This is a genomic window from Isoptericola sp. NPDC057191 (assembly GCF_042670225.1).
Lineage (GTDB): Bacteria > Actinomycetota > Actinomycetes > Actinomycetales > Cellulomonadaceae > Isoptericola.
In genome coordinates, this window is sequence record NZ_JBHUWC010000192.1 from 1 (window position 1) to 7,778 (window position 7,778).

The 7,778-nt window shown below is 71.9% G+C and carries 7 protein-coding genes; 6 read left to right on the forward strand and 1 reads right to left on the reverse strand.

Going from position 1 to position 7,778, the window contains the following annotated elements; genetic code table 11:
• Window positions 1-483 precede the first annotated feature (483 nt).
• The 4 genes from uraD (at window position 484) to ACFT55_RS17580 (ending at window position 4,105) form a co-directional block, all read left to right on the forward strand.
• On the forward strand, window positions 484-987 hold the full coding sequence (uraD, locus tag ACFT55_RS17565; RefSeq protein WP_380245131.1) for a 2-oxo-4-hydroxy-4-carboxy-5-ureidoimidazoline decarboxylase: 504 nt from the start codon (window positions 484-486) through the stop codon (window positions 985-987).
• A complete protein-coding gene (gene uraH, locus ACFT55_RS17570; protein WP_380245132.1) occupies window positions 984-1,322 on the forward strand; it encodes a hydroxyisourate hydrolase in 339 nt (112 codons plus the stop codon). Before uraD ends, uraH begins: the two co-directional genes overlap by 4 nt.
• A 127-nt stretch (window positions 1,323-1,449) precedes the next feature.
• Window positions 1,450-2,394: a factor-independent urate hydroxylase gene (gene pucL, locus ACFT55_RS17575; RefSeq protein WP_380245133.1), complete on the forward strand. Its 945-nt coding sequence runs from the start codon at window positions 1,450-1,452 to the stop codon at window positions 2,392-2,394.
• Between the two features lie 55 nt (window positions 2,395-2,449).
• On the forward strand, window positions 2,450-4,105 hold the full coding sequence (locus ACFT55_RS17580) for a nucleobase:cation symporter-2 family protein (protein WP_380245134.1): 1,656 nt from the start codon (window positions 2,450-2,452) through the stop codon (window positions 4,103-4,105).
• A gap of 23 nt (window positions 4,106-4,128) precedes the next feature.
• Here ACFT55_RS17580 and ACFT55_RS17585 read toward each other — a convergent pair whose 3' ends face one another.
• On the reverse strand, window positions 4,129-4,881 hold the full coding sequence (locus ACFT55_RS17585) for an IclR family transcriptional regulator (RefSeq protein ID WP_380245135.1): 753 nt from the start codon (window positions 4,879-4,881) through the stop codon (window positions 4,129-4,131).
• A gap of 109 nt (window positions 4,882-4,990) precedes the next feature.
• On the opposite strand from ACFT55_RS17585, the gene ACFT55_RS17590 reads away from it, so the two are divergent.
• Together ACFT55_RS17590 and ACFT55_RS17595 are read left to right on the forward strand one after the other, a co-directional pair.
• Window positions 4,991-6,484, forward strand: a complete 1,494-nt coding sequence (locus tag ACFT55_RS17590; protein ID WP_380245136.1) for an NAD-dependent malic enzyme — start codon at window positions 4,991-4,993, stop codon at window positions 6,482-6,484.
• Window positions 6,481-7,737 carry a DUF6986 family protein gene (locus ACFT55_RS17595; RefSeq protein WP_380245137.1) on the forward strand — a complete coding sequence of 419 codons (1,257 nt, stop codon included), beginning with the start codon at window positions 6,481-6,483 and terminating at the stop codon, window positions 7,735-7,737. The genes ACFT55_RS17590 and ACFT55_RS17595 overlap by 4 nt, the downstream gene beginning before the upstream one ends.
• The last annotated feature ends 41 nt before the right edge of the window (window positions 7,738-7,778 follow it).

Here is a 7,778-nt window from a genome sequence, read left to right on the forward strand (position 1 = left end):
GGACACCCATTCACGAAAGGCCCACCCCACACGGGGTGGGCCTTTCGCATACCCCCACACCACACCACCCCCACACCGAGAACCCCGGGCCGTCGCCCACACGCCCGCACACGCGCACACCGCCAGGCAACGCCGCCACAGCGGCCAGACGCACGGTCGCGTCCACGCTTGCGGGTGACGGCTCGCACGCCCCGACCGGACCTGGCGCGGCTCGAGGAGCGCCCTGCGTCGGAGCCTGGCTGTCGACGTGGACGCCGGCAGTCCTACCGGCCGCTCATCCGCCTGCCTGCCCTGCTCGCGGGTCCCTGACCAGGGGCCGACCATGGGATGCACCGGCGCCTGCGCGAGGCCCGTCATCGACGCGTCTCGCCGGGCGGCGGAGTGAGCGGGGACTCACTTGACATGCTGCGCCGTCGAGGGTGAGACTTCACTGAACGGAAACCCGCTTCCGGTGGGTGGAATAGTCCGAAGGAGGATCGCTCGATGACGAGTGCTGGTCTCGAGGCGTTCAACGCGGCGGACGCGGACGTCGCCCGCGCGCGGGTGCTGTCCTGCGCAGCGGTGGCCCGGTGGGCCGACGAGGTCGTCGCCGGCCGTCCATATGCGAGCACCGAGGACGCCCTCGCGGCAGCTCGTGCGGTGGCCGAGCCGTGGAGCGAGGCGGAGATCGACTCCGCCCTGGCGCGGCACCCACGCATCGGTGAGCGGGCGTCCGGGGACGACGCGGACGCAGCCCACTCGCGGCGTGAGCAGGCCGGTCTCGGGGACCTCTCGGGGTCGGTGGAGGATCGGTTGCGCGCGGGGAACCGTGCGTACGAGGAGCGGTTCGGCCACGTCTTCCTCATCCGCGCCGCGGGCCGTAGCGCCGAGGAGATCCTCTGCTCGCTCGAGGAGCGCCTCGGGAACGACGCTGCCACGGAGCGCAGGATCGCCGGCCAGCAGCTGCGCGAGATCGCGTTGCTGCGGCTGGAAGGAGTGCTGTCATGACCTCGCACATCACCACGCACGTCCTGGACGCCGTGTCGGGGCTGCCGGCCGCCGGTGTCGCCGTCTCCCTGTGGAGCGTCGGTCCGGACGCGGCGGAGCGGATCGCGGACGCGACGACCGACGCGGACGGCCGCGTCAAGAATCTGGGCCCCGAGGCTCTCGCGCCCGGCACCTACCGCGTCACGTTCGCGACCGGCGAGTACTTCGCCGCGCAGGGCACCCCCACCTTCTATCCCTCGATCTCCATCGACTTCACCGTCGAGGCCGGGCGGGACCACTACCACGTGCCCTGCCTGCTGAGCCCGTTCGCGTACTCCACGTACCGCGGGAGCTGACGGGTCCTTCGGCCCGCACCACCGGCCGCGGCAGAGGCGCCGTGGCCTGCGTCATCGTCATAGGAGACGTGCCTGACCGCCCTGGGGCGGCCGGGACAACGCAACAACAGATGAAGGAGTCTGCAAGATGACTGCCACCGCCACCGACACCCAGGCCGCCACGGGCACGATCGTGCTGGGCGACAACCAGTACGGCAAGGCCGAGGTCCGCGTGATGAAGGTCGACCGCGACCAGGCGCGCCATCGCATCACCGAACTGTCCGTGACCTCGCAGCTGCGCGGGGACTTCTCGGCCGCCCACATCGACGGCGACCAGGGGCGCGTGGTCCCGACGGACACCCAGAAGAACACGGTCTTCGCGCTCGCCAAGGAGGGCATCCCGTCGCCGGAGGAGTTCGCCCTCCGCCTCGGCGAGCACTTCGTCTCCAGCTTCGAGTGGATCGAGGGGGGCCGCTGGGAGGCGAAGGAGTACACCTGGGAGCACATCCCGTCCTCGCTGACGAACAACGTCACGGACGGCGAGCACGACCACGCCTTCGTCAAGGGCGGCACGGAGACGCGCACCACCGTCGTGCAGCGCGACGGGGACGAGGTGTTCGTCGTCTCGGGCCTCGAGGACCTCAAGGTGCTGAAGTCCACGGGCTCGGAGTTCCACGGGTTCCCCAAGGACCGCTTCACCACGCTGCAGGAGACCACCGACCGGATCCTCGCGACGTCGGTCACCGCCCGGTGGCGCTACACCTCCCTCGACATCGACTTCAACGCCGTCTACGACGACGTGCGGCGCATCCTGCTCGAGACCTTCGCGGACGTGCACTCGCTCGCGCTGCAGCAGTCCCTGTTCCAGATGGGCAAGAAGGTGCTGGAGGCGCACCCGGAGATCGGCGAGATCAAGTTCTCGATGCCGAACCTGCACCACTTCGTCGTCGACTTCGAGCCCTTCGGCATGGAGAACCCGAACGAGGTCTTCTACGTCGCCGACCGTCCCTACGGCAAGATCGAGGCGGAGGTGAAGCGGGACGGCGCCGCCTCGGAGCCGCGCGCGTGGGCCACGGTCACGGGATTCTGCTGACCCGGACACTGCGGATCAGCGAGGCACCGTGCAGTCGGTTCGAAGGAGCATCGAGATGAGCACGACGACGACCGGGCGGACGACGTCGGTCGGGGCGCCCGCAGCGGGCCGGCCGGAGGACGAGCGCTACTCGCTCGGCAAGACGTTCCTCTACGGCCTGCAGCACATCATGACGATGTACGGCGGCGTGATCGCGCCGCCGATCATCGTCGGCCAGGCGGCCGGCCTCGACGGGACGCAGATCGGTCTGCTCGTCTCGGCCGCGCTGCTCGTCAGCGGCCTGGCCACCGCGCTCCAGACGCTGGGCATCCGCTTCTTCGGCTCCCAGCTCCCGCTGGTCCAGGGCATCTCGTTCGCCACCGTGTCCACGATGGTCGCGGTGGCGAGCGGAGACGGCGGCCTGCCGGCCGTCTTCGGCGCGATCCTCGTCGCCGCCGCCATCGGTCTGGCGATCAGCCCGTTCTTCGCGCAGGTCGTCCGGTTCTTCCCGCCGGTCGTGACGGGCACGATCATCACGATCATCGGGATCTCGCTGCTGCCCACGGCAGCCGGCTGGATGATGGGCGGGGACGAGGACGCAGCCGACTGGGGCTCCGTCCCGAACGTTCTGCTCGCCCTCGGCACGCTGGTCGTGGTGCTCGTGCTCAGCAGGTTCCTGCAGGGCACGATCTCCCGGTTGTCCATCCTGTTCGGGCTCGTGATCGGCACGGTCGCCGCCGTGCCCTTGGGGCTCGCGGACTTCTCGGGCGTGCGCCAGGGGGCCGTCTTCGAGCTGCCCACCCCGTTCGCCTTCGGGGCGCCCGTCTTCCAGGTCGGCGCCATCCTCTCGATGACGATCGTGATCCTGGTGATCATGACCGAGACCACCGCCGACCTCATCGCCATCGGCGAGGTGCTCGACACCAAGGTGGACGCGAGGCGCGTGGGCGACGGCCTGCGGGCCGACATGGCGGCCACCCTGGTGGCGCCCCTGCTCAACTCGTTCCCCGCATCCGCGTTCGCGCAGAACGTGGGCCTCGTCGCGATCACCGGCATCCGCTCGCGGTTCGCCGTCGCGGCCGGGGGCGCCGTGCTGTTCGTGCTGGGACTGTTCCCAGTGCTGGGCCGTGTCGTCGCGGCGATCCCGTCACCCGTGCTGGGTGGCGCCGGCATCGTCCTGTTCGGGTCCGTGGCCGTGTCGGGCATCCGCACCCTGTCGCGCGTCGAGTACGAGGGCAACCTCAACCTCACGCTCGTCGCCGTGGCACTCGGCTTCGGGATCATCCCGATCGCCGTCCCCGACTTCTACGACCAGTTCCCGACCTGGGTGGGCATGGTCTTCCACTCGGGCATCGCGGCCGCGGCGGTCGTGTCGGTGCTGCTGAACCTCGTCTTCAACGAGGTCCGGTGGGGGCGGCGGAGCAAGGACCCCTCGGTGTTCACGGCAGGGTCCTCGGCGCGCCTCGTCGTCACCGAGGAGCAGGAGCAGCGGCGCGCGGAGTACTTCGCGCGGGTCGACGCCGAGCACCGGGCGGCGCGCCGCGCCCGGCTCAACGCCGACGTGCACGCGCGGGTCCGCCACGGGCACGGGCGGCGCTCGGGGAGCCTCTCGGCCATCGACCTCGACGCCGACGGCGTGCCCGACGTCCTGCAGGTCCGCGAGGGCGCCCGTGCGGCGGTCGCCCGTCCGCAGCTGGTGCACGCGGGGGCCGCCGCCCCGGGGGACGGGTGAGCGCCGTGCGCCGGCGCGCGCCGTCACGCCGCGGAGAGCAGCTCCTTGGAGATGGTCTCGGCGACCTCGTGCAGCAGGGGGAGCGCGGCCTCGCCGAACTCGTACGTGACCCGGGCTGCCGGCCCGGACACGGACAGCGCGGTCGGGGTAGGGGCGCCCTTCACCGGCACGGCGAAGCACCGCACGCCGATCTCCTGCTCGCCGTCGTCCACGGCGTACCCCTGCTCGCGGATGGTGCCGAGCTCCTTGAGGAGGTCGTCGACGTCGGTGATCGACAGGTCGGTCGCCGGCGGCATCCCGACCCGGCCGACGATGTCGCGGACCGTCTGGTCCGGCAGCTCGGCGAGCACCATCTTGCCGACGCCGGTGCAGTGGGTGTAGACGCGGCGTCCCACCTCGGTGAACATCCGCATCGAGTACGACGACGAGGCCTGCGCCACGTAGACCACCATGTCGCGGTCGATCATCGCGAGGTTGGCGCTCTCCCCGAGCTCACGGGCCAGCCGCTCCAGGTGGGGGCGGGCGCTGGCGCCGAGCTGGCGGCCCGCGCTCTCGCCCAGCCGGATCAGGCGCGGGCCGAGGGTGTACCGGCGAGAGGGGAGCTGACGGGCGTAGCCGCGGCCCACGAGCGTCCGCATCAACCGGTGGATCGTCGGGAGCGGGAGGCCGGCGGCAGCCGCCAGCTCGCTCAACGCGGCGTCGCCGCCCAGGTCGGTCATGATCTCGAGCAGGTCGATCGCCCGGTCCACCGACTGGACTCCGGTGCCGTTCGCCATGGTCAGGTCCCCCTCCGCAAAGTCTGCTGACACCGTTCCCGGTACCAGAAACCATCGTTCCACATCTCGAAACTTCATGTCATCAGCTCCTCGAAAGGAAACCCAGGCCATGGCGATGCCCAGCCCCAGCTACACGATCACCCTCCGCGTCGAGGCGCCGGCGACCCAGCGCGCGACGAGCGAGATCGTCCACGAGATCGCCGCGGCCGGAGGTTCGGTCATGGGGGTCGACATCGCCCAGTCGCACGCCGACACGATCGTCGTCGACGTCACCTGCGACACCGTCGACGCCGAGCACGGCGAGCGGATCGTCGCGGCCCTCGACGCCCTCGACGGCGTCCGCGTGCTCAAGATGTCGGACTCGACGTTCCTCATGCACCTCGGCGGCAAGATCTCCGTGACGCCGAAGGTACCGCTCAAGACCCGTCGCGACCTGTCGCGCGCATACACGCCCGGCGTGGCCCGGGTCTGCCTCGCGATCGCGGACCGCCCGGAGGACGCGCGCCGGCTGACCATCAAGCGCAACACGGTCGCGGTGGTCACCGACGGCACCGCCGTCCTCGGGCTCGGGGACATCGGCCCTCAGGCCGCGATGCCGGTCATGGAGGGCAAGGCGGCGCTGTTCAAGCAGTTCGCGGACGTCGACGCCTGGCCCATCGCCCTCGACACGACCGACACCGAGGAGATCATCCGCACCGTGAAGGCGATCGCGCCCGGCTTCGGGGGCGTGAACCTCGAGGACATCTCCGCGCCGCGCTGCTTCGAGATCGAGAAGCGTCTGCGCGAGGAGCTCGACATCCCCGTGTTCCACGACGACCAGCACGGCACCGCCATCGTGGTGCTCGCGGCGCTCATCAACGCGCTCAAGGTGGTCGGCAAGAAGATCGAGGACGTGCGCATCGCGGTCTCCGGCGTCGGCGCCGCGGGCTCCGCCATCATCCGGCTGCTCCTCGCCCAGGGGGCCCGGGACATCATCGGCTTCGACCGGCACGGCGCGCTCACCTCCGAGTCGGCGCACGGCGACGAGAACCGCGCCTGGATCGTGGAGCACACCAACCCGTCGGGCTTCACCGGAACCCTCAAGGAAGGGCTCGTCGGCGCGGACGTCTTCGTCGGGGTGTCGGCGGGCAACATCCTCACGGGCCCGGACGTCGCGACGATGAACGACGGCGCGATCGTCTTCGCGCTCGCGAACCCGACGCCCGAGGTCGACCCCATCGCCGCCGGCGAGACGGCCGCCGTCGTCGCGACGGGGCGCAGCGACTACCCGAACCAGATCAACAACGTGCTCGCCTTCCCGGGCCTGTTCCGCGGCCTGCTCGACGCGGGCGCCACCCTGATCACCGACGAGATGCTCCGGGTGGCGGCCGTCGCGATCTCCTCGGTCGTGAGCGAGGACGAGCTCAACCCCGCGTTCATCATCCCCGGCGTGTTCGACAGCCGGGTGGCAGAGGCGGTCGCCGACGCCGTCCGGACCGAGGGCCTCAAGGAGGTCTCCGTGGCCGAGCACCGCGCCGAGGACGCCGAGCACCTGGCCCAGCACCTCGGCCGCGCCCTGCAGCCGGGCGTGCACCCGGGCGCCGTCCCGGCGGTGGCCCGATGAAGGTCTCGCTCGACCAGGCGGCGCTCGGCGAGATCGAGCGGCGGCTCGCCGCGCACGACGCGCACCTCGACCAGGCGTACCCGGGCGACGACGGCTCGCGGCAGCCCGTGCACACCGTGTACGTCCCGGCGCACCGGTACACGGCCGGCCTGGCGCAGGACTGGGGCGCCCAGGCGTGGGCCGCCGTCGAGGCGCAGGGGACGGAGGCGCTGCTGGACGCGGTCGGCGTGCGGGCGGACCTGCGCGACGCGGTCGCGGCCCAGGTGGAGCGCAAGCTCGCCACCGAGCCGGTCGAGGACCTGCGCATCGACCTCGAGGACGGGTACGGGACCCATCCGGACGCGGCCGAGGACGAGGTGACCGCCGCGGCGGCCGCGGCCCTGCGGGCCGAGCTGGACGCGGGGCGGGCGACCCCGTTCGTGGGCATCCGGTTCAAGTGCTTCGAGCGGCCCACGCGGGCGCGGGCGCTGCGCACGCTCGACGTCTTCGTGAGCACCCTCGCGGCGTCCGGGGACCTCCCGGCGGGCCTCGTGCTCACCCTGCCGAAGGTGACCGCCGTCGCGCAGGTCGAGGCGATGGTCGCCGTGTGCGAGCGCCTGGAGGACGCGAACGGGCTCCCTGCCGGCCGGCTGCGGTTCGAGGTCCAGGTGGAGACGCCGCAGTCGATCCTCGACGCCGCGGGCACCGTCACCGTGGCCCGGATGATCCACGCCGGCGGCGGCCGGGTCAGCGGCCTGCACTACGGCACGTACGACTACTCGGCGTCGCTCGGCATCTCCGCGGCGTACCAGTCGATGGAGCACCCGGCCGCCGACCTCGCCAAGGAGGTCATGCAGCTCGCGGCCGCGGGGACGGGCGTGCGCCTGTCCGACGGCTCGACGAACGTGCTGCCCGTCGGCGACGGCGCGCAGGTGCGCGCCGCCTGGGCGAACCACGGGCGCCTGGTGCGCCGCTCGCTGGAGCGCGGGTTCTACCAGGGCTGGGACCTGCACCCGGCTCAGCTCCCCAGCCGGTTCGCCGCCACCTACGCGTTCTACCGGGAGGGTCTCGACCCCGCGGCGGAGCGGCTGTCGAACTACGTGCACCAGGTGGAGGGGGCCGTCCTCGACGAGCCCGCCACCGCCACGGCCCTCGCGTGGTTCCTCAAGCGCGGTCTCGACTGCGGTGCCCTCGGTGCCGACGAGATCGTCGCGCGCGCGGGGCTGCAGCCCGCGGAGCTCACGGCGATGGTGACGCGACCCCTCGGCGGCTGAGCGCCCGGGCAGCCCTGGAGCTCGCCACGACGGCCCGGCAG